Below are 26,030 nucleotides of genomic sequence, written 5' to 3'. Positions count from 1 at the left end.
GAGTTCACTGGCCCCGGTCTAACAGGTTGACACTGGCAGACGGGACATCGAGCCAGAGCAACACAGGTAACATGGCAAGCGCAATCGCAACCTCAGAAAGGCCAACAGCGAGAAACGCGGCTCTAAAGCTGACACCGCCAGCAACTGTCGCACCACCGACAATACCGGTCAGGAACCCAAGGCTCCCAAAAACGTTGAACCCACCCATTGCGACGCCGCGCTGGTCTGGAGAGGCGAGATCGGTGACAAGCGCCATCGTCGCCGGTGAGACGAGCGCACCAAGCACACCGACGCTGACCATCGCCACTCGCGCAACGCCGACCGTCGGTGCGTAGAACACTCCGATGATGGCAACGCCGTACCCAATCGAGCCGACTGCGACAGGCATGAGACGGCCAATACGGTCCGACAACCGACCCATCGGGTACTGTAGCAGCGCGAACGGGAAGAAAAATGCACCGAGCAAAATGCCAGTTCCAGCGGCTTCGATATCGAACGTTGACTGGAAGTAGACTGTTCCTACCAACGCAAAAAAGCCAGCAGTGAGCCGGTCGATAAATCCGAACGCAAACGGGACCGTGACCGCCGGTCGAGTGCGGATACTGCCAAGGATTGCTCGCAGGTCTCGCCCGCTGGTAGACGGCGTGTGATCTGTGGCAAAAGTCACCAGCACGCCCGCGCTGGCAAGCGCGAGCGCGGCACCGTACAACGGAACGAACGGGCCAAGCTCATAAAGCTGCCCCCCAAGTGGCGAGCCAAGCGCGGTCCCACCGCCAATAGCGAGGCCAGCAGCGCCCATGTTTCGACCATGGCCACCCTCAAGGTCCATCAACGTCGTGATGGCAAGCGAGAACGCACCGATGGTCGCCGCTCCCTGGAGGAAGCGAATCCCGAGGATGAGGTCATAGGGGACGGAACCGAACTGTCCAAGAAGCGCAAGCGAAAGGTAGCCTGCCCCACCGCCAAGCGCGCTAAAGAAAATAAGTGGCTTCCGGGTTCCAAGCGCGTCACTGAGTGCACCCCAGAGACTCGCAAAGAGAACAAAACCCAGGAACTCAGCCGTCAGAAACCATTTACCGGCGTCGAGAACGGCACCGACGTTGCCACCCCACGCAGCCGGCGTCGCACCAAGTGCGGCCACAAGTTCCGGAATCCCTGGGTAGAGGAGAACCTGCGCAAACAACACAGCGAACACGACACCCGACAGAACTGCGCGATCGCGCCTAGACTGCATGGAAGTTTAGTAGGGCGCAAGCGGTAAGCAGATAACGGTCTGTATACCGGGAAGAGCCAGACTGCGTCGGCGTCACAGGTGATTACAAGTGTCGAACGAGTACCAGTGCGTCTTCGCCGTCACTGTAGTACTCGGGCAGTGTCCGCCGGTGTTCAAAACTGTGAGTCCGATACAGGCTCAGGGCGTTTTCGTTGCCCTTCCTGACCTCGAGTTTGACCGAGTCAACTCCTTCAGTTTCGAGGATAGCAAGTGCCCGAGTCAGCAGTCGTGTCCCGATGCCCCCATTGCGACAGGGTTCACGGACAGCAAGGTCTTTGATATGACCGAGGTCGCGACCGTGTGAGTCGATGATATCGGCGACAACGTATCCGACAACGGTGCTATCCTCGGCAACCAGAAACCCTCGTTCCCCAAGGTAGCCCTGAAACGCAGTGAACGGCCATGGCTGGTCGAAGGAACTCTCCTCGATACGATAAACTGCAAGCAGGTCCCCCCGTTCAGCTTCCCGAACCGTCGGCGTCGAACGCTCGGGCGCTGTCGTGGTCACACCACACGTTACGTGACCCTGATACAAAGGTGTGCTGGCGGCGCGCACAGCAGACAGTGGACGTACACCCGTCTCTCTCTATAGTACTGTCGACGACAACCGACCCCGCCGAAAGGAAAGAATGGTTACTCGAACTTCTCGAACGGTTGCTGACACTCGTTACAGAAATGCATCGAGCGACATAATGACGGCCCCTTGGGATGTTCGCGCTCGGTATCAGTCGACTCACAGTAAGGGCACTCTGCGCCCTCGGTTTCACCGCTCGTTGTGACACTTGGGTCTTGTTCGCTCATTATTCGAGACTCATACCGAACTCACGCAGTGCTTCTTTACCCTGTTCGGTGACGAGGTCGACCGACCAGTCTGGGGACCACACCAGGCGGACCTCGGCGTTTTTGATGCCGTCGACACGCTCGGCGGCCTCCTCAACCTCGTCAAGGATGAGCTCCCGTGCCGGGCAACCGCTGTAAGTAAGCGTCATGTCGACAGTCGCCTCGTTACCCGCAACGTCGAGCCCGTAGATGAGGCCTAAATCGACGATACTGACCGGCATCTCCGGGTCTTCGACTGTGTACAGTTCGGCCCAGACCTCGCGTGCAAGCCCCTCAGCATCGTCACCGGTGGCTGGAACGTCACCGGTCGCGTGGTCTGTTGTCTCGTAGTCTGTGTACGAACATGCTGTGGCGTCAGGGTCCGCACGCGGACGGTCATAGTCGCTACTCATCGTCTTCGTCCATGAGTAGCGTTGCTTCGTTTCGTCCGAGGTTGCGGTACGTGCTCGTCATCTCCTCATGGAGTGAGTGCCAGTGGTCCGTGTGTTGGTTGTCGCGCCCGATTGGTGTCGCTGGCTCGGCGTCGGTCGGGACCTCAAAGCCCTGTTCAGTCAGGAACGACTCGACACGGTCTGCCCACTCGGTGTGCATCTCCGACAGACTCATTGACCGAATACCGAGGTTCGTGATATCGTCTTCTACGTCTCCAACTGGCTCAAAGAGAGTCAGCGCGTACGGATAGAGTTCGTCTAGTGCGTGCTGGACACGCTCACTCGCGTCGTCGTCCAAGGCCATCCGCTCTAGCCAGCTGCGTGCGTGTTCGAGGTGATACTCTTCTTCTCCTTGGATGCGGCCGATTCGGTCGCGGATTGGTTCGTAGGAGGACTCCTCAAGCGCGGACAGGCGGATATCTTCGGCAACATCGTAGAGATACGCCCGGACAACAGCGTTTGCCCAGTCGCCCTCCTCGAAGGGCAGTTCGACAAGCGTGCTGTGTTGGAAGTCGCTTGGGTCGCTCTCGTAAATGAGTGACTCCTCACTGTAACCCAATTGCTGAATTGCATCGTACCACAAACGGGCGTGTCCGAGTTCGTCCTGTGCGTTGTTCGAGACGGCAAGGTCCGACTCCAGAGTTGGGGCGCGGACTTGCCAGAACGTGTACCGCTCGGCTTGGATGAACTCGTCGTCAGCCAGCCGGAACAGCTGTGCTTCGACTGCGCGTTGCTCGTCTTCCGAAAGCTCAGTCGGCTCTCCGAGGTCTGCGTTCGTTGTTGACATTAGATGTCACCCCGCTGTTTCTCCGCTTCAATCTGCTCGGACTCCGATGCCTCGACTTCTTTGGCGGCCGGGTCGACGTTGTACGTCTGTGCGAACCGGTAGGACTTGTTGGTCGTCCCGCCGAAGTTGACATCGTCTTCTGAAACCACACCGATATACTCTTCTTTGACAACCCAGAGACTGTGGGTGTCGTTGTCGGCGAGGGCATCGAGTGCAGCCTGCTTGGCATCGCCCGCAGTTGTTGCCTCGACATCGCCACAGTGGCCGTGATACCCGCCGGCTCTGTCCTGACGGAACACCGCCCACGTCGTCTCGGGACCGTCACCGGCAGTATCGTCGATATCCGCGCCGGGGGAGACCTGCGATATCTTGTCCTGTGGGGCAACCCACAGCGCATGTGTCGGTTTTCGTCGGCCGTGTTGAATCACGGCGAACTGCTTTGCCATCTCACGGTCAGGTGCGTGAACGTCGCGGCAGTGAACGAACTCGTCACCTTCCTGTTGTTGTCGGAAGACTTCCCAAATCATGATTCTCAGTCTGCTGCCTGTGGCTCAGGGCTCGTGTCTGTGGTCGTCTGCCCGTCCATCATCGTACGGACCCACTGGACGGCTTCCTGTGCTTGCTGGCGGCCACCAATCTGTGTAATGCTGCCCTCATACTCGTTTTTCGAGACGGTGAAGAACTCGTCCCAGTCGAGGTCATCTTCGACAACCTCGTAGGTGCCGTCGCCGTTGTCTCGGATGCGTGGCTCGGCGGGAATTTCCAGTCCGTACTTTTCGGCTTTGTCCATGTACTGGTTTAGGAACGCGTTCCGAAGCTCGTCGTTCGTGGCGGTTTTCAGACCAACGTCTGCAGCAAAGTCGTGGTGCGTACTTGCATCGTCGCTCGGTCCGAAGAACTGGAGAATACGCGGCCACCACTCTTCGAAGGCCTCTTGGACCATCTCCTGTTCTCGCTGCGAGCCGTTCGTCAGCTCTCTAAGGATTGATTCTCCGTGTTTGACGTGCATTCCCTCCTCGAAGCAAATTTTGTCCATCGCATGTGCGTATGGCTCCCAACTGGACTGTTTCAGCGTCGCCTGCCGGCGCATCGCGGCACCATCGACGAAGAAGGCAATCATCGGCGTCTCGACGTAGCTGTCCATCGGGTAATGGAAGCAGTTCAGGAACTTGCCGTCACCGGTAGCCAAGTCGTCAAGCATCTCCTCGCGGCTCTTGATACCCAGTGACTCCGCCGCACGGTAAAGCATCTGTCCGTGACCAATCTCGTCTTGCACCTTTGCCGAAAACGCCAGCTTCCGTTCGATACTCGGTGCTTTCCGGATGAACGGCCGCTCAAGGTACGCCCCCATAATCTCACTGTTGGCGTGGAATTCGAGCATTCTGGTGGCTGCCTTCCGATACTCCTCTGGCATATCGTCCGTGGGGTTGAACTCTCGGGACCCGGCCTTCTCTTTGACTGTCTCGATATCCATTGTCATCTCTCATGATTATACATGGGGTGACGGGACAAAGCAATTGCCCCGTCTATATGGGGCTTTTATATAAAACCGGGACAAAGTGGCGGTGGATGATCGACGAATGCCTGGCTGTCGAGTTCGAGGTCGGGGGTGATGACTGCCCGTTAGCGGCAGCGACACGGGCTGTCGACGTGCGTATCGATTCACGGCCACCACAGTTGCGTGAGGACGGGAACGTTCTGTTACAGTTTCGTGCGCCATCGGACCCACAGCTTCAGGAGACACTAGACAGCGACGACCGGGTTCGTTACCTGCATGTTTCGGATTCGAGAAGCGAAGCCTCCTATCGGTGTCTCTCGAAACATCCGTGTGTCGTCCACGAACTCGTCAGTGCCGGCTGTATGGTCGAATCAGTCCAGTATGAGGACGGCCGGGCACTCGTAACAGGAGCGGTCGTCGGCCGTGATGTGTTACAGGGCGTGATGGAGCGGGCGGGAAAGACAGTGGGCGTCAAACTCAGGCGTGCCTACCAGCTACAGAGTCAAGACGAGCCGAGTCCGAGTCAGCAGTGGGATATTACCCCAAAGCAGGAAGCTTGCATCAGAGCGGCTCTCGAAGTTGGTTATTTTTCGATTCCACGCGAGGCTACGGCTTCGGAAGTTGCAGACCGCCTTGGAATCAGCAAGTCGGCGTTTCTCGAACGGCTTCACCGTGCCCAGCGGACGCTGTTCGAGCAGCTGTTTCTGTAGCGATATGCCAACAGAGACACTGTGTCGACAAAGGACACAAGCAGATCCCTGTTAGCTGTCGAACTCAAAGCGTGCTCGGAGTTCAGCCTCGATGTGGGCGACAAACTCGTCGAGGACAGTCTCACACTGTGTCGAGTCGAGTTGCATCGATTCGAGCCGACTGTCAGTATCGTCGGGCAGTTCGACCCGAAAGTGGCCGTCTCCTTCGTAGAACGGTTCACTCTCGGCCAGAATCTGTCGGTCAATAGCGCGTAATACGTCGGACGGGTGTTCACCGTGAAGTTGGTCGTACGCATTCGAGTACGCTGATTCGAGGTCCTCGAAGTAGTGGACGTACTTCTCTTCGAATTTCTCAGGGTCAAAGTCGGTCATAGCTACGTAGAGTGCCAGGAGCCAGTAAAGCGTTCCGAGGCTCCGAGTTGTATCTACCGACCAATCGCAGTGAGTGGCATCTCGGTCCCTCAGACTGGTGGCTGTAATTCTTTGAATTACTGGTCCCTGATTCGCCAGACGAGAGTTCCTCCTTTAGAAAACGCCAACTTCGAATCTTCACAGACTTACAGCCATCAGTATCAGTTACTGAACCATCGTCAGAAGCATCTTGAACTGCTCTGGAGCAGCGACTGCATGCGGTTCGGTTGCGGGCATACCAATCGCTTCGCCCGCCTCGACGGTGTATTCTTGGCTGTTGATAGTAACAATGGCGGTGCCTGTGAGCACCTGCACACCGTGTCGTGTGGGGCAGTGTGTTCGTGTATTGTCTCACCGTCATCGAGTGCAAAAATCATACTCCTCGCGCTCTCAACCTCAAGCAGCGTCCTGTGGACAATGGCACCCTCCTGATAGTCGAGTAGAGCTGTCGGGTCGACGACTCGCTTCGCGAGGTCTGGACACCGATTCGATTGGTCCATAGCCGTTGCGACGGTGACGGGTTCTGTCGGTTCTGTCCCGTACATCTTCGGCAAGAAAGGAGTGGCAGGCGGTGCTAGCGGTCTGGGCGGGGGATAAACTCCGTGTCTTCAGGTCCTTCGTATTGTGCCCGAGGTCGGATAAGCCGGTTTTCTGCCTGGTATTCAAGAACATGGCCGACCCACCCCCCGACACGGGACATCGCGAAGATTGGAGTGTAGAGGTCAATTGGGATGCCAAGCTGGTAGTAAACCGAGCCAGAGTAAAAGTCGACATTCGGGGCAATTCCTTTCTCTCCAAGACCCAACTCGTCGAGCAGGTGGGACTCGATGGTGGTGGTGTACTCGTACCACTTGCGGTCGCCGCTCTCTATGGCAAGGTCCTCACTGTACTCCTCAAGAATCTTCGCACGGGGGTCTTTGACATCGTAGACACGGTGGCCAAAGCCGGGAATGCGCCGTCCCTCGTCAATAGCATTTTTCACCCAGTCCAGTGGGTCCTCGCCGCTCTCATCGAGTTCAATGAGTGTCTGCATAACATCTTGGTTTGCGCCGCCGTGCCACTTGCCCGCCAGCGCGCCAACACCGCCGGTGACGGCGTTGTAGATGTCAGCGTACGTGCTAGAAATGACCATCGTCGTGAACGTAGATGCGTTCAGCCCGTGGTCGGCGTGCAAGATGAGCGCAACGTCGAAGATATCGGCAGCAACCTGGTCTGGCTTTTCCCCGTTTAGCATGTAAAGGAAGTTCGCTGCATGCCCAAGGTCGTCTCGGGGAGCAAGCGGTTCCTCGCCGTTGCGGTAGCGGTCGAAAGCAGCAAGCACCGTCGGAATCTTCGCCGTGATGCGACGGCCTTTCCGGAGTGCCGCATCGATATTTTCGGGGTCAGCATCCGTCTCAGGGTCCGACGCCGAGAGCATCGAAACAAGCGTTCGGAGCGCGGCCATTGGCTCCTCGTCGCTGGCGGCAAGTGTCTCGGCCATTTGGAGAACGTCTTCGTCGACGGCCCGTTCATCCGCCATCTCATCAACAAAGGTTTCATACTCCGCTTCGTTGGGAAGTTGGCCGTGCCAGAGGAGATAGAGCACTTCTTCAAACTCGGCATGCCGTGCTAGGTCTTCGATATGGTAGCCGTGATAGCACAGCTTGCCGACGCTGCCGTCGATGACACTTAATTCGGTTTCATCGACGACAACACCTTCAAGCCCGCGGTGTACCTCGGGGCTGGTCGCCTTCTTGAGTAGGTCTGCCATACCCGCATTATCGTACTACGCATAAAAAACGTCGTTGGTCGTTACCGCAGAGTTAGATTGCGTGTCAGTCCGCATCCTGTCTGTTAGTATTCTGGAATGCCAGCCTGGACAACGCCTGAAGCGATTTCGAGTTCGCTCGTGAGCAAAACCAGAAAGTCGTCGAGTGTGACGATGCCTTGTAGCTCTCCATCTTCGAGAACCGGAACACGACGGACACCACGCTCGCGTAGTCCTTCGAGTACGTCGTAGATGCTCTCCGTGACATCGACGGTATAGAGATCTTCGGTCATGACCTCGGCTGCAGTGATGGTCGCAGAGTTTTTGCCCTCACCAATAACCTCAAGCGCGAGGTCTCTGTCGGTAACGATACCGACCGGTGCCTTGTCCTCGGTGATGATAATACTCCCAACGTTTTCCTCTTCAAGCAGTGTCGAAATCTTACGTGTTGTTGTGTCCGGGTCAGCAGTGACGACATCGGTCCGCGCCATGTCTTTGATTGTCATTCTATGTAGACAATCAACCGGGTCGTAGGAAAAGCCTCCTATCCGTTCTCGGATTGCTATATACTGCTCTTGATAGGTCACGAGACACATTGCTAGCTATTATAACCAGTTAAGATATCGCTTCAGGAACGTTTCGACCGTGAACACGATTGACCCCGCGGCAATCGAAGCGAGGCTTGACAGGGCAACAAAGACGCTTTCTGAAGAACGCCGCCGGGTGACTGATGAGCTTGACGCACTGCAGGCGTTCACAGACCATGTCAAAAACAGCAAGCCTGAACAGGCACAGCCAGCAACTGTCGCTCCGGCTGTCAACCTATCAGTCTCCAAGTCGAATGAAACGCTTGAGACGGTGCGGGCTGCCTACGAGTCGACGTTCATGTCTACCCCACACTACGACGAAGACTACGACGAACCATACGTACAGAGTCTCGCAGTCGAGTTCGGTCCCGAAATCGCTGCTGCACTCGTCGGAGGGGAGCAGTTCACTCAGGCCTGCAAGGAAGGCCTGCTCGATGCAGTCGAGGAGGCGGTAACGAGACGTGAACTCCTCGTAGACGCGCTGGCCGACGAAGAGTCCTCGCTCTCTGAGGCACAGAGTGTCTTGCTGCCACTGAGCCAAGAGTTGGCCGAAATACGCCGTTCGAGCCGAGCAAACAGACAGATGGGTATTCTCGATGCACACGACGCTCGACTCACTGTGCTCGCCGAAAAGTGTGACCGACTCTTAGAGCGACGACAGGCAACAATTGTCGAACAACGCCGGACTCTGACACTCCCAATCGACGAACTTGACCTTCCAAGCTACGTGTATACCGACGTCGAACGGGAGAAACGGTATCCCGTGCTCGGGACACTCGCCGAATGTATTCAAATGCTTGATGAGTTGCAAAATGACGTGCAAGCTGCACTAGAACAGCAAGGACAGAGCACGCCGAGCTAGAGAGTTAGTGCTTGCCGGGGCGGACTACGTTGAATCAATGGCCTGTGCAGCCTCCAGCACGACATCGTGAGCGCCACCGTTCGAGGCGACAATACCGCGGCTGTCATGTCGCCACTCATCGCCATTGAGGTCGGTAACAGTTCCGCCGGCCCACTCGACCATTGCAGCGCCAGCAACAGTGTCCCAAGGGTTTGCCTGCACGTTCGTGACAATTCCCTCGATACCACCACTTGCAAGCATCGAAAGCGCTGCTTGTGCAGAGCCGGGGCGGCGCAGGTCGCCAAAGCGGTCGACGATAGCCGTCGTCGCCGCGGCATACTCGTCACGACGGTCCATCGACCACCAGATAACCGGCGCAACACGGAACCGTTCGGGGTCGGTCATATCGTTGACCGTCACCGACAGCCCGTTTCGCTGAACGCCTTCCGGCGTCGCCGTGTAGGTATCTCCCAGTGCGGGCAACTCGTTGACAGCAGCAATAGGTCGTCCATCGACGAGGCAGGCGACGCTGGTCGCCCATCGTCGGTTGCCTGTCACATAGTTGTTCGTCCCGTCAATCGGGTCGACAAGCCAAGCTATGCCTTCAGATGGAATCGTTGCTCGCTGGTCGTCTTCTTCCCCGACAATAACCGCGTCGGGATACTCGCGTTCTAATACATCGACAACAGCTCTTTGAGCCTCGTTATCTGCACGCGTGACAACGTCGGTTTTGCTTTCTTTCGTTTTAACTGCAAGGTCAGTCCGAAAAAGTTGCAACGCGATGCTGCCTCCAGCGTTGGCGCTCTCGTGGGCAACATCAAGGACATCGGTCGGTTTGAGTTCAGTTTGAGTCATAGCTATAAATCTCAGTTCGTTTGAATTTGGGTGGCATCATCGTGAGTCTTTTGGCCGAGTCGAGTTATCCAGACCGTCCCGAGGGTGTTTGCGATGTTGGCTCCGTAGGCGTCGGTGACTGTCCGCTTTGGCGACTGGAGGGCCGTTGCTTGTCTATCTGTGGGAAACTCCTGAAGTAGCCATCTTGGACGACAGACCTGATAACAGCGCCGCGGTCGTGGTCGTTAACCGCAGAGTCGTAGGCTTCGGTCAATCCCTCTTCACCCGCGAGAGGGACAACTGTGACAGTTGTCCCGCGCGCGTCAATGTGGAGAAGGAGATATGACGGTGGAAACGTCGAACAGCCCGGAGCACCGACAACGTTCAGCCCACGGTAGGTAGTGGCAAACGGCCAGTGAAGGTGTCCGGTAACGACGAGTTCAACACCGGCCTCTACGAGTGCATCGGCAGTCGCTTTGGGGTTGTGGACCCGGTAATCCGTCTCCGGAAGTACAGAATCGAACGGTGCAGGAATCGGTGCAAGCGGCTGGTGCATGACAGCTATTTGTGGCCGAGATTGGGTTGTCAGCTCTGCAAGCTCTGGGGCGGCCGTTGCCCCGCCATCGTGATTCGTGGCGGGGGAGGTACTGTCAACTCCATGAACGGTCGCGGAACCCATCGCTGTTGTAACCGGATAGCCGTTGTGTCCGTACCGTCGCCCGAACGCCGCGCCGTCAGAGAGTAAACGTTGAGGGCCAACATCGTGATTCCCGGGGAGAACAACTGTTGGTTCGGGGAGTGTCTCAACGAGTGTATCAGCCAAGCGGAACTCGTCTGCCCTGCCGTCTTTGGTGATGTCGCCTGCAACCACGACACCGTCGACATCAAGTCGATGTGCGTCGGCAATAGCCATCTGGAACCGCTGTTTCGTCCGATGGAAAACCTTCATCGAACCGCGGGCGGTCGGAGTCAGATGTGAGTCTGAGACCAGTGCGATGGTGGTTCCACTGCCCCGTGGTCGGGCGAACCGAGACAGGGGTGCACCCCCGCTCGCGGGAAAGGCCGGACGACCTCCTGTGTCTCTCTGACCAGTTGATGGTTCCGGGAACATCGGTATGTATTCATTACGTTGCTCAAATAAATATCTACTTGTTGAAATATATATTTGTGTAGATAACCGTCCAAGCAAGCCGGACAGCAACTGATGTCAATATAGAACACAATAAAACCCAGTGGAAACTCAGTCATCTCTCGCTGTCGTCTCGGCGTCACGCGTATCGAGCGACCCAGTATCATGACCGCTCCAGGCCAAGCGCCGCTGCAGGTAGATGGCGACCCTGACAAGAGCAAGCAACACAGGTACTTCGATAAGTGGGCCAACGACAGTGACAAAGGCCACGTCGGAGCCAACACCGAAGACGGCGACCGCGACCGCAATAGCGAGTTCGAAGTTGTTCGAGGCAGCGGTAAAGCCAATGGCAGTCGTTGTCGAGTAATCTGCACCGATGTGGCGACCCATCCCGAAGCTGATGAAAAACATCACGACGAAGTAGATGGTCAACGGAACAGCGATGAGCAACACATCAGTCGGCTGGTCGACAATAGCATCACCCTGTGTCGCAAACATGATGATAACGGTAAACAGCAACGCAATCAGAGTAAGGGGGCTAATTGTCGGAACAAACACCTCGTCGTACCACTGTTCACTCTTGACAGATGTACCGAGAGACCGGGTCGCAATACCAGCAGCAAAGGGGATACCGAGGAAGATGGCGATGGCCTTGAAGACCTGTACGACGGTAATATCGAACCCAGATCCGATACCGATATCCAGACCCAGCACCGGGGGTAATGCGAGGGCAAAAAACCAGACGTACACTCCGTAGGTGAGAATCTGGAAGACGCTATTGAACGCAACGAGGCCAGCGGCGTACTCGTTTGACCCTTCTGCGAGTTCGTTCCAGACGAGTACCATCGCAATACATCGGGCCATCCCGATGAAGATCAGGCCGAGGAAAAATTCGGGGCGAGCCGGCAGCCCAGGTGTGATGCCACTGAAAAAGAAAACAGCAAGCGAAAACATTAGTGTCGGGCCAATGAGCCAGTTCTGGATGAGGCTAAGCGAGAGCACACGCCACTTGCTGAACACTGCTGGCAACCGGCCGTAGTCGACTTTCGCCAGTGGCGGGTACATCATCAGGATCAGCCCGATTTCAACCAGAGAAAACTCCTCGATTGTCTCTGTCACACCCGGGGCAACGGAGCCAAGGCCGACACCGACCGCCATCGCCCCGAAAATCCAGACGGTGAGATACTTATCGAGGAAATCCATCGACCGAGGGTCACCACAGTCCGGACACTCACATCTCGGGCCGTGGTCGTGTTCGACAGCACTCATTATCGCCCACCACTCTCGTCAAACAGTGCCGTCACATGCGCTTGGACCTTGGTGTCCATCTCTCGCACGCGTGCAGATGACCCCCTTTTCGGTTCCGACAGCACCCAGTCCCGAACAGCCCTGTCAGCGATGTCAATGTCGAGTTCCTGCATCGTGTTCAGGACTGCTGGATAGACTGCGTTAGCAGGGTCAGTGCCGCCTGTGATGATTTCGATATCGTCAAGACTGCGTTCCGTCGCCTCGCGCTTGGCGAAAGTCGCCGACATCTGAGAACGCAAAGCGTTCTGGACGCAAACAGATGCGAGGTTCACGCGTTTTCTCCCCGAGGACGTGTCTCATCGAGCGTCGACAGAATCGCTGTCGCCCGCTCGGTGGCGTTGTAGTACCGCCACTTTCCACGTTTCTCACGCGTCACCAACCCGACATTAGCAAGGTCAGACAGGGCGTGACTCACTGCACTTTCGCTTACATCGGCGAGAGCTTCGAGCTCACAGACACACAGTTCTCGGCCGGCCGTATCGAGGGCTCGGACGAGTAACAGCCGTGTCTCGTTACTCAATACCCCCAATACAGCAGTATCCGTGTGTACGACGCGGTCGGCCCGGTCGGCAACCTGTTCTAGCTCTCCCATCCGGTGTTCGACGTCTGCCTCACAGCACTCTTCGAGTTCGTCTTCGAGAAGGCGTCGAAGACGGTCTTCGCTCTGGCCCATAGATGATAGTTGAAGAGCTATTCATATGTTTGTTCCGTCCCTTCCTTGCCCAAGAAAATATATAGTCAAACAAAGACATAAGTTGTAGTATTGTTATAAATATACATCTACCACAGATACTATATATATAATAGAAGCGTACTTATATTGAAATCAGCTACAAACAGGTGATGACAGAGGACAGGTCCTCACGACTTGCTACTAGTGTATCGAGGCGGAACTTCCTTGTCGGTGCAGGATCTGCGGGAGCAGTTGCGCTTGCAGGTTGTACCACAGGAAGCGACGACGAAGACGGGAGTGACGGCAGCAGTGATAGCAGCGACGATAACAGTGAGAGTAGTGACGGCAGCGACGACAGCAGTGACAGCAGCGACAGCAGCGACAGTAGCAGCGATGGGGAGTCAACGAGCGGCGACACAAAGATATCAGGGGAAATCGAGATTGCAGGATCGAGTACTGTCTTCCCGCTCATGCAAGCAGTCAGTGAGGAGTTCTCTAAGGAGTACAATGATGTAACTGTCAGCCTCAGTTCGACTGGCTCGGGTGGAGGCTTCTCAAATCACTTCTGTCCGGGGAACACGGATTTCAACAACGCAAGCCGTCCAATCAAAAAAGAAGAGAAAAGCCTCTGTTCGGACAACGATGTTGACTATATCGAACTCGTGGCCGCAACTGACGCCCTGACAGTTGTTGTCAACAATGACAACAGCTTCCTCGGCGACTCGCCGAGCCTGACCGTCGAGGAACTTGCTCAGATTTGGGAGAGTGACGCAGCGAGCACTTGGAACGAGATCAACTCCGACTGGCCGGAAAAAGAAATTAACCGCTTCGGTGCAGCCGACACCTCCGGTACCTACGACTACTTCATCGAGAACGTACAGGGTACTGAGCGGGGCCACACCGACGACTACCAGCCGACTGAGGACGACGAAACGATTGTCCAGGGTGTCAAAGGCGACGAGTACGCTATCGGATACTTCGGCTTTGCCTACTACTACCAGAACCCTGACCAAGCGACTGCCGTCCACATCGATAACGGAAACGGTCCTGTCGCTCCGTCCCTCGAAACGGCATCCTCGGGCGACTACCAGCCACTCTCTCGGAATCTCTACACCTACCCATCGATGAGTTCTCTTGCCGAAGAACACGTCGCAGAGTTTGCTCGATACTTTGTCGAGCAGACCACCAACGAGGAAATTGTTGCCGAGCGTGTTGGCTACGTGCCTGCGACCGAAGAGACACAGAAAAAGCAGATGGAAAAGCTCGAAGCCGCTATCGAGGAAGCACAGTAAGCATATGAGCACTGCGAATTGGCACCGAACGCGTAACTACGACGCGACGAATACATTGCCTGCCTCGCCTGCGCAAGGAATTGTAATTTCGGAAAGTGCATGTACCCCCTCATACAATCCAACAGTAGTGGTACGCTGTGAGTGACTCGCAGTCTGATCTGAATCTTCAGCGTTCGCGGGGCACCGAGCGAATTAAAGAGGGGACCTACGGTGGGTTCATGCTGGTCTGTGCAGCCGTGACACTCCTGACAACAGTCGCGATTGCCTTTACACTACTACACGACACGATTTCATTCGTCCAAGAGTACCCGATAGTCGATTTCCTGACCGGACTTGAATGGAGTCCCAACCCAGCAGGTGGCGAGTTGTTGTTCGGTATCGTTCCGTTGCTATTCGGGACCATTGTGGTAACAATCACGTCAGCGTTCATTGCACTGCCAATTGGCACGCTGACCGCAATCTATCTGAGCGAGTACGCGAGTACGCGCAAACGGGCAATTCTCAAACCGATGCTAGAGATTCTCGCAGGTATCCCGACCGTTGTCTACGGATACTTCGCGCTCGTGTATATCACACCGGCACTACAAGCGACGCTGTTCCCCAGTATGAGCACGTTCAACGCGCTTTCGGCGTCACTAATGGTCGGTATCATGGTCATCCCGATGGTTTCATCAATCAGTGAAGATGCAATGAGTGCCGTTCCGGACGAGCTTCGACAAGCCGGGTACGGACTCGGTGCAACGAAGTTCGAAGTATCGACAGGGGTTGTGGTTCCAGCGTCAATTTCCGGCATCGTCTCGTCGTACATCCTGGCCATTTCGCGAGCCATTGGTGAGACGATGATTGTCGTCGTCGCGATGGGGTCAAACGCGACGCTTCCGACAGTTCGAGAGGGGTTGTTCAACATTCCGTTCATTCACCCTGGCGATGTGTTACTTGAACAAGGGATGACAATCACCGTGGCGATGGTCAACATTGTCGGCGGCGACCTTGTGGGCGGAACGATTCCGTATGATGCAATGTTCGCTCTTGGACTGTTCTTGTTTATTACCACACTGATTATGAACATTATCAGCGATATCATCGCGGAACGCTACAGGGAGGAGTACTAACATGGGAGTCGAACACGAACACGAGCAGACGAATTTCGGACAGGTTAGCAGAATCAGGGGGAAGATATTTGAGAAGCTATCGCTTGGGGCCTCGGTGTTCGGTATCCTCATGCTGGCAGTGTTGCTCGTCTACGTTGTCGTCGATGCGTTCAATCTGTCCAGTGCTAGTCCAGAGTGGCTACTTACCTACTTCATCACGCTCGTCGTTCCGTTCATTGGCTTTTGTCTTTACAGTGCAAACGACCCAAAGCTCACGAAACAGGCCGTGCTTGCACTCGGCGGTGGCCTCCCAGCCATCGCAGGGACATACATAGGAGTCGAGGCGTTCATTAGGCCGGTTCCTGGCCTCACGTGGCAGCTTATCTATCTGTTCACAGTCGTTGTTCCAGTGACGGCATACGTCGGGTTTGCCGGCAGTCGCGAGCCGGTCGGTCGCGTCGGGTTCGGCTTGCTTGGCCGACTCGTCGGCGGAACTGCGCTTGGCTTCATGTTCCTTATCCTGTTTGTTGTCTTCGAACCACAGGCTTGGTTCTGGGCGTACACCCTCGGGTTCCTTCCCGCAGTCGGGATGCTGGCGTACAGCCGACGACAGCCAAAATCAATCGTCTCGGTGTTTTTCGCACCAGGTTTGATTGCGGCTTCAATCCTCGCTGTGAAGCCTGATGACCCGTTCATCACGATTAGAATCCCACTTGATTATTCGTTCTTGCCGTACGCCGCAGACTGGATAGAAGGGACTATTAGTGCAGTTACAATCTACCTCGCAGTGCTTTCAGTACCAGCAGCAATCGTAGTCAAGCGCGCCATCGAACGTCGGCGCAGAACTCGACAGGCACAGATTGGTGGCATCCTCGCTCTCGTCGTGGGGGTCACAGCAAGTATTGGAATCGGCGTCGCTGGTTTCGCACCAGAACTAATTCTTACGAACTACGCGGATTACCCCGGAGACTGGGGCATCTATGTCTGGAGTCTTGTGATTCCACTTACGCTTGCGAGTGCGGGGCTGACCGCACTGCAAGTGTCACGCAAGGCTGCCCGCCAGACGGGAGTTATTATCTTGTTCGTCACGGTGGTTGGCAGTCAAGCCGCGACAGTGGTTGGTATCTCACCCAAAACGGCAGTTTTGTTCCTCCTAGCAGTCTCTATTCCGACGCTTAGTTTCCTTCGGCAGGTTGCTAAACGGCAGAATGGTGTCATCGGAGTTGTATTACCGGTATTGCTCGCTGGTGGCGTCATCATCGGTGCAGTTATCGTCGACATCTGGGGCGTTACACCGCCGGATATCTGGCTTAACTGGTCGTTCCTCACGGCCGGCCCGTCTGCGACGCCCGAACTGGCAGGCTTCTATCCGGCAATCGTCGGGTCAGTCCTTCTCATTTCGCTTGTCGCAGTGTTTTCGTTTGTGCTCGGTGTCGGGACAGCAGTCTTCCTCGAAGAGTACGCACCGGACACCGGCCTCGGCGGGAAAGTCACACGGATTCTCCAGATTAATATCGCCAACCTCGCAGCAGTTCCATCGGTTGTTTACGGCCTGCTCGGGCTTGGACTGTTCGCGAATCTCCTCGGTTTCGGCCTCGGGACCGCTATTACCGGAGCACTCACTCTCACCCTGCTTATTCTCCCGATTTCAATTGTCTCCGCACAGGAAGCAATCCGGGCCGTTCCTGATAGCATGCGAAACGGGTCCTACGCGATGGGTGCAACGCGGTGGCAGACAACGAAAAACGTCGTGTTGCCCGAGGCGATTCAGGGTATTCTTACTGGCATGATTCTCTCGCTCGGGCGGGCAATCGGCGAGACTGCGCCGCTCATTATGATTGGATTTCCAAACTCGATTTTCAACCCACCCAGCGGTATTCTTGAGACGACAACAGCGATGCCGATGCAAATCTACGTCTGGTCATCTTCGGTCAAGTCCGGCTTCAGGTATGGAGCCGTCGCGGCCGGCGTTGTCACGTTGCTGATTGTACTCCTGTTAATGAATGCGACAGCAATTATCATCCGGAATCGCTACCAGCGAGACGCATAAGCGATGCCACGTAAGCGTTATCAAGACCAGCTCAGACAGCTCCGCGGTGAGGTTGCTGCCCTCGGTGATATGGTTCTTGACCGCTACGAGTTGGCTCTCGATGTGCTCGAAACTGGCGACTCAATGACAGCAACCCGAGTTATCGATGGAGATGAAAGTATCAACGAGTGGTTCCTCGATATCGAAGACCAATGTACGGAACTTATTACGCTCCAGCAGCCAGTCGCCGGCGACCTACGTATGATCACTGCGTCGTTCAAGATACTGACTGATCTCGAACGCGTGGGAGACCTCGCGACGAATCTCGCCCGCTACGGACACGAAGCGAGCGGCGAGCTGGCGACATCGGTCAATCTTACACCGATTGCGGAGGTGGCCGGTAAGATGGTCGCCGACGCGATGGACGCATACGCTAAGGACGACGCTGATAGAGCTAGGGCTGTCGCAACGCGGGATAACAAACTTGACCGGCAGTGTACCACAGCGAGTGAAGCTATTGCCCGGCGACTGCTAGAGGACTACGAACACACCATCGACGTCGACGCGCTGCTCGACCAGATTTCACGGGCACTGTTGACAGTACGAGATCTCGAACGTGTCGGTGACCATGCAGTCAATATTTGTTCCCGTACAGTGTATATGGTCGAAAACGATGACGAGTTGATTTACTGACGACAGCCCAGATATGCCACGTGTCAAGATACGAGAAGAAAGTCTCGCGCTTTAGCGCCGGGACAAAATCACGACTGTAGCCTCGGCGCTCAGATATCTTGTACGGAGACGGTCGGTTTACCAAGGAGGTCGTCTGCTCGGTCGGCCGGGCAGTCGGGTCGGCCAACGAGTGTCGTAACTGTCTCGTCAGGGTCGAGCACTGCCTCATAAATCAGTTTTTCACCTTCGACGTGCCAGTTATCACCTTTTGGCTGTTCTCCATCTGTCGTGACGAGTGCCTCGGTGAGTTGGACCTCTGCAGCCTCTTCCCTGACAGATTCTATCTCGTAGACGAGCACTGGGGCTGATAATGTCTCCCGGTCAAGATGTTTCGTTACGACGAAATCCTGTATCGCCGTTGTTTCGGACTCGGCGGCTCGTTCGGTAACGTCGTCGACGATCAACTGCCAGAGCTGTGACTGCTGGGGCGGCATGGCATCGCCGCTGTCGTCTGTGTCGTCTGGGGCTTCGTCTTCTGGCTCTGGCTCCGATTCCTCGTTCGACTTGTCGTCGGCTGTGTCGTCTTCACCGTCCCCGAACGTCTCGCTCGCGCTGTCGACGGGGTCGAGGACGCCGGACTGATAGAGATAGTAGTACCCACCGCCGACAGCTGTTGTCACGCCTGCGACACCCAGCGGGACGGCCAGATAGCCAAGGTCATCGAACAGAGAGGGGTCGTCAGTCTGGGCGGCTGGAGCAGAGTCGTTACCGGAACCAGGTGCTGTTGCACCAGTTGGGATTGTCGACCCAAAGCCTTCTTCGAGCCCGTAGACGTACCCGTTCTCGCTTCCAACGTACACCGCACCGTCATCCACCGCAGGGGCAGCCTCAACAGGCCGGCCAGTATTGACCGACCACAGTTCGTTCCCGTCCTCGGCATCGTAGCCAAATACCTGTTCACTTTCGCTGCTCACGTAGACAACACCGTCAGCAACTGCCGGCGATGTCGACACCTGCCTGCCGGTGTCAACGGACCACAGGGACTCACCCTCCTCGGCGTCAAGAGCATACACTTGGTGGCTCCGGCTGCCAACGTAGACAACGCCGTTTGCAACCGCTGGCGACGAAGTAATCGCACCATCGGTATTGAACCGCCAGCCACCTTCGCCACTCTTTGCATCGAGCGAGTAGATGAACCCGTCTTGTCCGCCAATATAGACAGTTCCATTGGCGACAGTTGGCGACCCAGGAATCCTGTTACCCGACTCGAACTGCCACAGTTTTTCACCTTCCTCAGTGTCGATTGCATAGAGCGTCCCGTCGTCGCTGCCCGTATAGAGAATCCCGTCGACGACAGCCGGTGACGATTCAATCCAAAATTCGGTTTCGAACCGCCAGCGTTCGGTTCCATCCGTGGCATCAATCGCATAGACGTTGCCGTCTCGACTGCCGACGTACACTGTTTCATCGACGATAGCTGGAGAGGACATCACTGCATCGCCGGTGCCAAAACGCCACTCTTCGTTGCCCGCTGTCGTGTCAACAGCGTAGATGACCCCATCTTGTGCCCCGACATAGAGAGTGTCGTCGGCGACAGCCGGAGTCGTTCGGACATCGCTTCCGGTATCAAAGCGCCACGCTTGTGTGCCTGCCGCGGCGTCGATAGCATAAAGGTTGCCGTCTCGGCTACCAACGTAAACTGTGCCGTCAACGACTGCAGCCCCGGCAGTCACCGGTTCGTCGGTTTCGAACTCCCATGCTGGACCGACATCCGATTTGGGGCCTGTCGCGTCGGGGCGATAGCCAGTGTTTGCGGGGTCTGCACCGTGCATCGGCCATGCGCCCGTGGTTTGACGGGACGCTTCGCTCACGCCGCTTCCACGGGTGGCCAGCGTACCTGCGGCCGTCGCTCCCGCGACGGACGCGAGAAACTGCCGCCGGGTCGAAGTCATTATCCGACCTAGATAGCGCGAAGGTAAAACCTCGTTCACTTCGAGTGACGATGAGACAGCACCCTCTCTGTTATCGTTCACAACGGTGACCGCTGCAGGTGCGGAATATCGGCAACGAGTTGTGTCAACTCATCAGTGTCGGTCCATTCATGTAGACGGTCGCTGGTCAGCAAGGCCTGAATGTGCAACGTGGCCATCTCGTTGGTATCATGTTCTCGCTCGGTTTCGTCGTTTTTGTCGCCGCACGTTGGTATCTGATTGGGTTGTTATTTTTTGGCTGTTATAGGACTTCCAGAAGAGAGCAAGGACTGTTCTCCCGTCCAGTCAGTGATGGAACACGGGTATCCCCTCCGAAACCGGCGTTACGTTAATTGGTGAGCATCCGCTAGATTGTATTGACGGAATGAGGCGTGATAACTTTACAGTCACTGTCCGGCTTCCCGATTCCGACGGTCGACCAGCGCTCGATATCGAGTACACCGGACCTGCGATGACACTGACCAATCAACTGACCGACGAGAGCGACGACCCCTACGCACCCGAAAAGATAGATACGGCATTTCGGTTACAAGGTTCCCTCGATAAAGAGGACACAACAGGAGTGTTTAGTCTCACACACCGGGTAACTGGCGAGTACCTGCTCGAAGTGAACGCGCCGGCTGAGACCGTCTTCGACCTCATCCATACCGCACGGGACACAAATGAGGACACCAGCAGTTATATCCTCCATATCGAACGCGGCGACAAGAAACCGATTAGCCACGAGATGGACACCCTGTTCGTTTACGACAGTGATGGTGACTTGCTCCGCCAGCATAGCCTTATTCCCAGCGGCGTCGAGCTTTAGACTCGGTCGGCGATTGCTGGGAGCATTTCAGTCACATCGGCCAAAAGCTCATACTCCGTGATGTCTGAGACTGGTGTTTCTTCGAGGTTGACGACGACCAGCGTTGCACCCGTCCGTACCGCTGTTCGGGGAAGCGACGATGCCGGCTGGACTGACAGCGACGAGCCAGCAGCGAGGAAAATGTCAGCTTCTCGTGCAGACTCGCGTGCCCGCTGAAGGGCTGTCTGTGGCAGTGATTCACCAAATAAGACGACATCCGGTTTGAGGAGCCCCTCACAGTCACTACATCGTGGCGGTACGTCACCGTCGACGACCCGCTCATGTACCGGGGCCGCACGCTGTTGCTGCCCACAGCCATCACAGATAACACGGTCAGCATTGCCATGTAGTTCGACGACTGTCTCCGAGCCAGCCGCCTGATGTAGCCCGTCGATGTTCTGTGTCACAACCGTATCGAGGACCCCCGCCTGTTCGAGTGTCCCTAACGCCTCGTGTGCTGCGTTTGGTTCGATATCACCGCCATACACTGCAGCGTGCATTTCGACGCGACGCTCCCAGAACCCATCTGGGTCGGACCGGAAACGGGCGTAGCGAAACTCTGATGGGTCGAACTCATCCCAGATGCCGCCTTCACTCCGGAAATCGGGAATCCCAGAGGCAGTGCTGACGCCTGCCCCAGTCAGTGCAGCGGCGCTATCGGCGGCCGCGAGCATGCGTGCTACCTCGGCAGCCGCGCTGTCCTCACTCATAGCAGATATTGACACCCGTGCGGGCAAAAGTGTCCGGCCCGGGACAGTGGCGGAGAGGGCTGCAGCATATCACGACTTGTTGGTTTCTTCTGGCGTTTCTGGGTGGGAAACAGCCGTCGCCAGTTTATGTTGCTGCCCAAAGACGGTGTTTGTATGGGTCTCGACCGGTCGGCGGTACTAGCAGTTGCGGTAGTGACCGTTATTATAGCGAGTGGCTGTCTCTCCGCCAACCCGCTGACCACCGCCCAAGAAGAACAAATAATCGGCGAGTTCGAAGCGGCGATAGACGACGTTAACGAGTACAGTGCAACCGTTAGGACAACACTGTTTGGCAACGAAACGGCCGAGCTACTGATGCGTGTCAAGACTCGCCCGAAAACCGGCGAAGTTCGCCAAGAAGTTCTTGAACCCGACAACCGTGCCGGAGATGTCATCGTGACGAACGCAAGCCAAACAGTAAGTTACGATGCAAGTGAGAACGATATCTTTGTCACAGCGCTCACACGTAGCCACGGACAACGCGTCATCGGCAACATGACCAGGCTTACCGAAACACATGAAATATATTACAACGGAACAGCGTCGGCCGCGGGAACAAAAGCCCACAAAATGACACTTGTTCCTGACGACCAGACAGTCGCGGTCGACACCCCCAAAACGCTCTGGCTAGACAAAGACACACTGTTCCCAGTCAAGATAGTGACCGGTGCGAGCAACGGCAACCGTGAGCATTCGATGACTGTACGGTACACCGATATCAGTATTAATCCTGGCCTCAGCGACGAAACGTTCGTCTTCGACGTGCCCAAAAACGCGACAGTGACGACGCCAGACGATATCCATCACTCTATCCAAGAGTTCGATAGATACGACGCGCTCGCTAATGCGACCACGTGGTCAGTTCCCGAGCCTGACATCCCAGATCGGTTCACGTTCGATAGCGGGACACTCTTTGCCGCCGACGAGCAGGTGACACTCGCGTACACAGATGGTACAGCAGATCTGTTTATTACGCAGGCGTGGGACGACAGGACCTGGAACCTAGATGGGACCCCCGTCGACATCGACGGGACAACGACGTACCGGACTGACAGCGGTCCGTTCACCACGCTCACGTGGGCGTGTGGTGAGACAAGCTATCGGCTGCTAGGGAGCGTTAGCGACGAGACGCTGCTTGGGATTGCGGACTCACTGGTGTGTTCATAAACCCAGACGTGGCAGTCCTCAGATGTCGACAGCGTACGAGAACTCAGCAGCTCGGGCAGCAAACGCGCCGAGTAGTTCTGCTGTCGCGTCAAGGTCGTCCAGGTCAAGCATTTCGACGGGCGTGTGCATATACCGGTTCGGGACGCCGATGTTCAGTGATGGGATGCCGCCACGTGAGATATAGAACGCATCGGCATCGGTTCCGGTTCGGCTCCCGGCCGCCTGGAGTTGGTGATCGACCTCAGCATCCACAGCGACGGTCCGGACCGCTTCGACGAGTTTGGGATGGTTCGTACTGCCGCGTGCGACAACTGGCCCTTCGCCAAGTTCGATACCGGTGTCTCGGTCACCGGGGACACCCGGTCCGTCGGTCGCGTGCGTCACGTCAGTGGCGATAGCAACGTCCGGTGCGAGGTCAAACCCGACCATCTGTGCGCCTTTTAGCCCAACTTCTTCCTGAACTGTACTAACCGCACAGACCGTCGCGTCCGGGTCGTGCTCGGCAGCGCGGCGAAGTGCCTCTGCTGCTGCCCAGACGCCGATACGGTTGTCGAGACCACGTGCCGTGATACGGCCGTCTTCTAGCTCTGAGATACGTTGTTCGAAGGTAATCGGGTCGCCAACCTCGACGAGTTCGTTGGCCTCTTCGCTGTCGTCGACCCCGATATCGACGTGCTGTTCGCGGATATCGCTGTAGGAATCGTCATCTCTCTCGCGCAGGTGAATTGCCGTTTGTCCGATAACGCCCGGGACCGGGCCACCGTCAGCATGGATGACAACGTGTTGCCCCCGCGAGACGGTCTTGTCAGAGCCGCCGATTCGAGTCAGACTAATCGAGCCGTCCTCATTGATATCTCGAACCATGAACCCGATTTCGTCACAGTGACCGGTGATGGCGACAGTTGGGTCACCACCCTCGATGACCGCGATAGCGTTGCCGTATTCGTCGGTCCGTACGTCGTCAGCGAACTCCGAGACGTAAGCAACCCATTCGCGTTGTCCGGCTGTCTCGAAACCAGACGGTGTTGATGTTTGGAGGAGCGAGTCGAGGAACTCTCGTTTTGAGCCGTCCATACTGAGCGGTTGGAGCCTGCCTACCTGAATCTACCGTTGTTGGCGAGAGATCAACTCCTGTGGACTGAGTGACGGGGCCGTTCCGTGACCGATTTCGACAAGTCTTTCATGATTATTGTTCGTATACAGCGATATGAGCCAGGAGGATGTGCTGGCGGTGCTCCGAAAGAGCGCACGCAACAGCCCGGAAGATATCGCACGGCAGCTAGATATGGACACTGACGAGGTTGAGGCCGTCATTGAACAACTCGAAGACGAGGGCGTCATCAAGGGTTACCAGGCTATACTCGACAGGCGAAAACTCGATGAAGAGGTAGTCCGGGCAGCCGTCCAGTTGAACGTTACTCTTGACCGCGAGACAGGATATGAGGATATCGCGAGTCGACTCGCCAAATTCGAGATGGTCGACTCTTTGCATCTCGTGAGCGGTGATTTCGACTTTCTGATGGAAGTCGAAGCAGGATCGATGCGTGAGGTCTCGCAGTTTATTAGCGACAAAGTCGCCCCAGTTCCGGAAATAACACAGACAATCACGCACTACGTGATGGATTCGTACAAAGAACAGGGGATACTGCTCGGGGACGGTCACGACGATGACCGCCTTTCAATATCACCATGAAACCGGCCAACCGTGTCGAACGGGTTCCTCCATCGGGAATCCGGCGCTTTTTCGAACTCGCAGAAGAGCAAGACGATATCATCTCGCTGGGCGTTGGCGAACCCGACTTCACAGCACCGTGGGCAACGCGCGAAGCAGCAATCGCTTCTCTGGAGCAGGGAAAAACGTCGTACACAGCCAACCGAGGACGACGTGACCTTCGAGAGGCAATTGGAGAGACGGTCGACCAGCGCTATGACCTCTCGTACGACCCAGATGAGGAAGTGCTCGTCACCGCAGGGGCAAGCGAGGCCGTCGACCTTGCCTTCCGTGCGTTTGTCGATCCGGGTGATACCGTCGCAGTCGCTCAACCCTGTTATGTCTCGTATGTTCCGGGCGTACAGTTCGCCGGCGGCGAAGTCTGTCCAGTCCCAACGCGCCGAGAGGACAAGTTCAAACTCACTCGCGAGGTCCTCGCCGACGCTGGGGCTGACGAGGCAGAGATGCTAGTGATGTGTTATCCGAACAACCCGACTGGCGCAACGATGACTCGCGAGGAACTCGGTGAGGTTGCTGCGTTCGCCCGGGAGCACGACCTCACTGTCGTCTCGGATGAAATCTACGCGGAACTCAGCTACGAACACGAGCATACCTCGATTGCGACGCTACCGGGGATGCGTGAACGGACAATCGTCATCAACGGCTTTTCCAAGGCCTACGCGATGACCGGTCTTCGGCTCGGGTACGCCCTTGCACCTGCCGAAGCGACGACAGCAATGAATCGGGTTCACCAGTATACGATGCTCTCGGCTCCGACAACGGCCCAGTACGCAGCCCTAGAGGGGCTTGCCTCCTGTGATGGCGTGGTCGATGAAATGGTCACCCAGTACGACCGGCGACGGAACCTCGTGCTTTCGCGGTTCGAGGAGATGGGTATCGACTGTTTCCGCGCCAGCGGCGCGTTCTACGCATTCCCCGCCGCGCCGTGGGACGATGCCGAGGCGTTCGCCGAGGCACTTATCGAAGAGGTAAACGTCGCAGCCGTCCCCGGGACTGCTTTCGGTGAGGGTGGAAACGGTCATCTCAGAGTGTCCTACGCAACAGGGATGGACGACCTCAAAGAAGCCCTCAACCGTCTCGAACAGTTTGTCGACACTCACGAGACAAATCCCAAAGCGTAGCATCGGCCCTGTCACGCCAAGTGTGTGACCGCGCGCCACCATTTTGCGCCACATGACGCCATCAGGTGGTTGTGAATGTCAAATTATTTGTCTCACAAGCGTGTCGAAAGTGAAGAAAGTACAACCTTATATCGGTAATATTCTGCTAAATATCGACTGAATGTCGAATGACGCTGTATTAAAAATAATCTTTTAAAACAAAATTATATATACTGCCGTATTGGATACATCTTCTGTGATAAGAGAAGAGATATTGTTCGATTTGATGGA

General features: G+C 56.2%; 29 protein-coding genes. 10 read left to right on the top strand and 19 right to left on the bottom strand.

Going from position 1 to position 26,030, the window contains the following annotated elements; genetic code table 11:
* Window positions 1-4: 4 nt before the first annotated feature.
* From N5098_RS01965 to N5098_RS01935, 7 genes are all read right to left on the bottom strand, one after another.
* A complete protein-coding gene (locus N5098_RS01965) occupies window positions 5-1,234 on the bottom strand; it encodes an MFS transporter (protein WP_267636001.1) in 1,230 nt (409 codons plus the stop codon).
* Window positions 1,235-1,316: 82 nt separating this feature from the next.
* Window positions 1,317-1,781, bottom strand: a complete 465-nt coding sequence (gene rimI, locus N5098_RS01960; protein WP_267636000.1) for a ribosomal protein S18-alanine N-acetyltransferase — start codon at window positions 1,779-1,781, stop codon at window positions 1,317-1,319.
* A 125-nt stretch (window positions 1,782-1,906) separates the two neighbouring features.
* Window positions 1,907-2,074 carry a 1,2-phenylacetyl-CoA epoxidase subunit PaaE gene (paaE, locus tag N5098_RS01955; RefSeq protein ID WP_267635998.1) on the bottom strand — a complete coding sequence of 56 codons (168 nt, stop codon included), beginning with the start codon at window positions 2,072-2,074 and terminating at the stop codon, window positions 1,907-1,909.
* Entirely contained in the window at window positions 2,074-2,505 is a 432-nt protein-coding gene (gene paaD, locus N5098_RS01950; RefSeq protein ID WP_267635997.1) for a 1,2-phenylacetyl-CoA epoxidase subunit PaaD, read from the bottom strand. Before paaD ends, paaE begins: the two co-directional genes overlap by 1 nt.
* A complete protein-coding gene (gene paaC / locus N5098_RS01945; RefSeq protein ID WP_267635995.1) occupies window positions 2,498-3,331 on the bottom strand; it encodes a 1,2-phenylacetyl-CoA epoxidase subunit PaaC in 834 nt (277 codons plus the stop codon). The genes paaD and paaC overlap by 8 nt, the downstream gene beginning before the upstream one ends.
* Window positions 3,331-3,858, bottom strand: coding sequence for a PacF protein (locus N5098_RS01940; protein WP_267635994.1), 528 nt, complete (start codon window positions 3,856-3,858; stop codon window positions 3,331-3,333). Before N5098_RS01940 ends, paaC begins: the two co-directional genes overlap by 1 nt.
* A 5-nt stretch (window positions 3,859-3,863) precedes the next feature.
* Window positions 3,864-4,805: a Phenylacetic acid catabolic protein gene (locus N5098_RS01935; RefSeq protein WP_368407986.1), complete on the bottom strand. Its 942-nt coding sequence runs from the start codon at window positions 4,803-4,805 to the stop codon at window positions 3,864-3,866.
* A 95-nt stretch (window positions 4,806-4,900) separates the two neighbouring features.
* Between N5098_RS01935 and N5098_RS01930 the strand changes: the two genes are divergently transcribed.
* Window positions 4,901-5,539 carry a helix-turn-helix domain-containing protein gene (locus tag N5098_RS01930; RefSeq protein WP_267635992.1) on the top strand — a complete coding sequence of 213 codons (639 nt, stop codon included), beginning with the start codon at window positions 4,901-4,903 and terminating at the stop codon, window positions 5,537-5,539.
* A 51-nt stretch (window positions 5,540-5,590) separates the two neighbouring features.
* On the opposite strand, the gene N5098_RS01925 is transcribed toward N5098_RS01930, so the two are convergent.
* From N5098_RS01925 to N5098_RS01910, 4 genes are all read right to left on the bottom strand, one after another.
* The gene (locus N5098_RS01925) at window positions 5,591-5,911 is read right to left on the bottom strand and encodes a DUF5783 family protein (RefSeq protein ID WP_267635991.1); all 321 of its coding nucleotides are present in this window, start codon (window positions 5,909-5,911) and stop codon (window positions 5,591-5,593) included.
* 204 nt (window positions 5,912-6,115) lie between these two features.
* Window positions 6,116-6,259, bottom strand: a complete 144-nt coding sequence (locus N5098_RS17500) for a cupin domain-containing protein (protein WP_267635990.1) — start codon at window positions 6,257-6,259, stop codon at window positions 6,116-6,118.
* 265 nt (window positions 6,260-6,524) lie between these two features.
* Entirely contained in the window at window positions 6,525-7,700 is a 1,176-nt protein-coding gene (gene citZ, locus N5098_RS01915; RefSeq protein ID WP_267635989.1) for a citrate synthase, read from the bottom strand.
* An 83-nt stretch (window positions 7,701-7,783) separates the two neighbouring features.
* On the bottom strand, window positions 7,784-8,203 hold the full coding sequence (locus N5098_RS01910) for a CBS domain-containing protein (protein ID WP_267635988.1): 420 nt from the start codon (window positions 8,201-8,203) through the stop codon (window positions 7,784-7,786).
* Window positions 8,204-8,342: 139 nt separating this feature from the next.
* Here N5098_RS01910 and N5098_RS01905 point away from each other — a divergent pair, with 139 nt between their 5' ends.
* Window positions 8,343-9,146 carry a DUF7260 family protein gene (locus N5098_RS01905; RefSeq protein ID WP_267635986.1) on the top strand — a complete coding sequence of 268 codons (804 nt, stop codon included), beginning with the start codon at window positions 8,343-8,345 and terminating at the stop codon, window positions 9,144-9,146.
* A gap of 24 nt (window positions 9,147-9,170) precedes the next feature.
* Here the strand turns inward: N5098_RS01905 and N5098_RS01900 are convergent, their stop codons facing one another.
* From N5098_RS01900 to N5098_RS01880, 5 genes are all read right to left on the bottom strand, one after another.
* The gene (locus N5098_RS01900) at window positions 9,171-9,980 is read right to left on the bottom strand and encodes an inositol monophosphatase family protein (RefSeq protein ID WP_267635985.1); all 810 of its coding nucleotides are present in this window, start codon (window positions 9,978-9,980) and stop codon (window positions 9,171-9,173) included.
* Window positions 9,981-10,044: 64 nt separating this feature from the next.
* A complete protein-coding gene (locus N5098_RS01895) occupies window positions 10,045-11,070 on the bottom strand; it encodes a metallophosphoesterase family protein (protein WP_267635984.1) in 1,026 nt (341 codons plus the stop codon).
* Between the two features lie 129 nt (window positions 11,071-11,199).
* A complete protein-coding gene (gene arsB, locus N5098_RS01890; RefSeq protein WP_267635983.1) occupies window positions 11,200-12,357 on the bottom strand; it encodes an ACR3 family arsenite efflux transporter in 1,158 nt (385 codons plus the stop codon).
* Window positions 12,357-12,668 (bottom strand): arsenate reductase/protein-tyrosine-phosphatase family protein, encoded by a 312-nt coding sequence (locus tag N5098_RS01885; RefSeq protein ID WP_267635982.1) that lies wholly within the window; start codon window positions 12,666-12,668, stop codon window positions 12,357-12,359. The genes arsB and N5098_RS01885 overlap by 1 nt, the downstream gene beginning before the upstream one ends.
* Entirely contained in the window at window positions 12,665-13,069 is a 405-nt protein-coding gene (locus N5098_RS01880; protein WP_267635981.1) for an ArsR/SmtB family transcription factor, read from the bottom strand. Before N5098_RS01880 ends, N5098_RS01885 begins: the two co-directional genes overlap by 4 nt.
* A gap of 170 nt (window positions 13,070-13,239) precedes the next feature.
* On the opposite strand from N5098_RS01880, the gene N5098_RS01875 reads away from it, so the two are divergent.
* From N5098_RS01875 to phoU, 4 genes are all read left to right on the top strand, one after another.
* Window positions 13,240-14,361, top strand: coding sequence for a phosphate ABC transporter substrate-binding protein PstS family protein (locus N5098_RS01875; RefSeq protein ID WP_267635980.1), 1,122 nt, complete (start codon window positions 13,240-13,242; stop codon window positions 14,359-14,361).
* 218 nt (window positions 14,362-14,579) lie between these two features.
* Window positions 14,580-15,473 (top strand): phosphate ABC transporter permease subunit PstC, encoded by an 894-nt coding sequence (gene pstC / locus N5098_RS01870; RefSeq protein ID WP_267636080.1) that lies wholly within the window; start codon window positions 14,580-14,582, stop codon window positions 15,471-15,473.
* 1 nt (window position 15,474) lies between these two features.
* Window positions 15,475-17,502 carry a phosphate ABC transporter permease PstA gene (gene pstA / locus N5098_RS01865; protein ID WP_267635979.1) on the top strand — a complete coding sequence of 676 codons (2,028 nt, stop codon included), beginning with the start codon at window positions 15,475-15,477 and terminating at the stop codon, window positions 17,500-17,502.
* A gap of 3 nt (window positions 17,503-17,505) precedes the next feature.
* Window positions 17,506-18,174 carry a phosphate signaling complex protein PhoU gene (gene phoU / locus N5098_RS01860; protein ID WP_267635978.1) on the top strand — a complete coding sequence of 223 codons (669 nt, stop codon included), beginning with the start codon at window positions 17,506-17,508 and terminating at the stop codon, window positions 18,172-18,174.
* Window positions 18,175-18,263: 89 nt separating this feature from the next.
* Here phoU and N5098_RS01855 read toward each other — a convergent pair whose 3' ends face one another.
* The gene (locus N5098_RS01855; protein WP_267635977.1) at window positions 18,264-20,105 is read right to left on the bottom strand and encodes an outer membrane protein assembly factor BamB family protein; all 1,842 of its coding nucleotides are present in this window, start codon (window positions 20,103-20,105) and stop codon (window positions 18,264-18,266) included.
* A 403-nt stretch (window positions 20,106-20,508) separates the two neighbouring features.
* On the opposite strand from N5098_RS01855, the gene N5098_RS01850 reads away from it, so the two are divergent.
* A complete protein-coding gene (locus tag N5098_RS01850) occupies window positions 20,509-20,952 on the top strand; it encodes a DUF5793 family protein (RefSeq protein WP_267635976.1) in 444 nt (147 codons plus the stop codon).
* Here the strand turns inward: N5098_RS01850 and N5098_RS01845 are convergent.
* The gene (locus tag N5098_RS01845) at window positions 20,949-21,701 is read right to left on the bottom strand and encodes an SIR2 family NAD-dependent protein deacylase (RefSeq protein WP_267635975.1); all 753 of its coding nucleotides are present in this window, start codon (window positions 21,699-21,701) and stop codon (window positions 20,949-20,951) included. The genes N5098_RS01850 and N5098_RS01845 overlap by 4 nt on opposite strands.
* A gap of 153 nt (window positions 21,702-21,854) precedes the next feature.
* On the opposite strand from N5098_RS01845, the gene N5098_RS01840 reads away from it, so the two are divergent.
* Window positions 21,855-22,907 carry a LolA family protein gene (locus N5098_RS01840; protein ID WP_267635974.1) on the top strand — a complete coding sequence of 351 codons (1,053 nt, stop codon included), beginning with the start codon at window positions 21,855-21,857 and terminating at the stop codon, window positions 22,905-22,907.
* An 18-nt stretch (window positions 22,908-22,925) separates the two neighbouring features.
* Here N5098_RS01840 and N5098_RS01835 read toward each other — a convergent pair whose 3' ends face one another.
* A complete protein-coding gene (locus N5098_RS01835) occupies window positions 22,926-23,981 on the bottom strand; it encodes a M20/M25/M40 family metallo-hydrolase (protein WP_267635973.1) in 1,056 nt (351 codons plus the stop codon).
* Window positions 23,982-24,114: 133 nt separating this feature from the next.
* On the opposite strand from N5098_RS01835, the gene N5098_RS01830 reads away from it, so the two are divergent.
* Both N5098_RS01830 and N5098_RS01825 read left to right on the top strand, forming a co-directional pair.
* Complete coding sequence (locus N5098_RS01830; RefSeq protein WP_267635972.1) at window positions 24,115-24,600, top strand: Lrp/AsnC family transcriptional regulator; 486 nt, start codon at window positions 24,115-24,117, stop codon at window positions 24,598-24,600.
* On the top strand, window positions 24,597-25,760 hold the full coding sequence (locus N5098_RS01825; protein WP_303651791.1) for a pyridoxal phosphate-dependent aminotransferase: 1,164 nt from the start codon (window positions 24,597-24,599) through the stop codon (window positions 25,758-25,760). The genes N5098_RS01830 and N5098_RS01825 overlap by 4 nt, the downstream gene beginning before the upstream one ends.
* Window positions 25,761-26,030: the final 270 nt, after the last annotated feature.

This window comes from Halovenus rubra, from assembly GCF_026586665.1.
In the GTDB taxonomy this organism is placed as follows: domain Archaea; phylum Halobacteriota; class Halobacteria; order Halobacteriales; family Haloarculaceae; genus Halovenus; species Halovenus rubra.
This window is presented reverse-complemented; position numbering and strand designations above follow the sequence as displayed.